The following is a 1,863-nucleotide window of genomic DNA, read 5'->3' as shown; positions in this document are numbered from 1 at the left end:
CGCTCGGCAAGCCGATCGACGAGGCGGCCTCCAAGGTCAAGGTCATCGGCATCGACTCTGGCGCCGACTCCAAGGCCTTCACCTCCTTCCTGACCACCGACAACGTGCAGGGCGGCCGCGTCGCCGCTGACGGTCTCGCCGCCGCCATCGGTGCCGCCAATGGGGGCAAGGTCGAAGGCAAGGTCGCGCTGATCACGGCGCTTCCCGGCGCTGGTTCGCTCGAGCAGCGCAAGCAAGGCTTCATCGAACAGATCAAGGCCAAGTATCCGGGCCTCGAGCTTATCGCCGACAAATACGCCGACGGTCAGGCCACCACCGGCCTCAACATCGCCACCGACCTGATCACCGCTAATCCCGACCTCAAGGGCATCTTTGCCTCCAATCTGATCATGGCGCAGGGCGTCGGCCAGGCGATCGCCGAGAACAACCTTGCCGGCAAGGTCGGGCTGATCGGCTTCGACAGCGACGAGAAGCTGATCAAGTTCTTGAATGATGGCGTCATCTCCGGCCTCGTCGTCCAGGACCCGTACCGGATGGGCTATGACGGCATCAAGACCGCACTCGCCGCGTCGAAGGGCGAGAAGGTCGAGGCGAATGTCGACACCGGCGCGAACCTCGTTACCAAGGCCAATATGAAGGATCCCAAGATCGACGCGCTGCTCAACCCGAAGCTCAAATAAGCAGCGTCGCGACAATCGTTTCCGGGGCGGCGTCGCCCCGGAAACATCCATCGGACGATTTGGAAATTCGCCTGCGTGCTTTAGGCTCCGCCTTCAAGATGCGTGTTCAAGACGCATCGCTGCGTACCCAACGATTGAGACCAATCTGGGAGGATTGTTATGACGTCGACGGCGCAGGAACTGCACCCGGCACCTACGCTGCAGCCGGGCAGGACGATCCTCGAACTCAACGGCCTCGAAAAGCGCTACCCCGGCACCCATGCGCTGAAGCCGGTGCACCTTGCCTTCAAAGCGGGCGAGATCCACGCCATTGTCGGCGAGAACGGCGCCGGCAAATCGACCCTCATAAAACTTCTGACCGGCGTCATGCCGCGTACCTCCGGCGAGGTCATCTGGGAGGGCAAGCCGGCGGCTTTGGCCACCCCGCACGAGGCGATGGCGCTGGGCATTAACGCCGTCCACCAGGAGGTGGTGCTGTGCCGCCATCTCACCGTCGCCGCCAACATGTTCTTAGGCGAGGAGGAGTCCCGCTTCGGCCTCCTGCAACAGCGCGCCATGGTCAAAGACGCGCAGAGGATCATCAACGGCCTCGGCTTCGACCTACCGGCGCATGTCATGCTCGGTGACCTCACCATCGGCCAGCAGCAGCTGATCGCGGCCGCCCGCGCCACCGTGCGCGGCACCAAGTTCCTGATCTTCGACGAGCCGACCGCCTACCTGACCCGCAAGGAGGCCGACCAGCTCTTCACCTTGATCCGCCGGCTGAAGTCGGAGGGCGTGACGATCATCTATATCAGCCATCGCATGGAGGAAGTGTTCGAGCTCGCCGATCGTGTTTCGGTGCTGCGCGACGGCACGCTGGTCGGCACCAGGAACATCAGCGAGACCAATGACGCCGAACTCGTCAAGCTGATGATCAACCGCTCGATCGAACAAATCTACCACAAGGATCATTTCACTCCGGGTGCCGCGATCGTCGAGGCCAGGAACCTCTCGGGCAAGGGCTTCGAAAACGTGTCGATGACAGTCCGTGCCGGCGAGATCGTCGGGCTCTACGGCCTGATCGGCGCCGGACGCAGCGAATTCGTCACCACGCTCTACGGCCGGCACAAGAAGTCGGCCGGCCAGGTCCTGTGGGAAGGCAAGGATGTCCAGATCAACTCCGAGCATGACGCGATCAAGC

2 protein-coding genes are annotated in these 1,863 nt (G+C 62.7%); both read left to right on the top strand.

The window, feature by feature from the left end; translation table 11 throughout:
- Positions 1–680 (top strand): substrate-binding domain-containing protein (locus EOA36_RS34635; RefSeq protein ID WP_127281155.1); only part of this gene is annotated, 680 nt, incomplete at its 5' end.
- 159 nt (positions 681–839) lie between these two features.
- On the top strand, positions 840–1,863 hold a 1,024-nt coding region (locus EOA36_RS34630), incomplete at its 3' end, for a sugar ABC transporter ATP-binding protein (protein WP_145969486.1).

The organism is Mesorhizobium sp. M8A.F.Ca.ET.021.01.1.1 (genome assembly GCF_003998025.1).
Lineage (GTDB): Bacteria > Pseudomonadota > Alphaproteobacteria > Rhizobiales > Rhizobiaceae > Mesorhizobium.
This window is presented reverse-complemented; position numbering and strand designations above follow the sequence as displayed.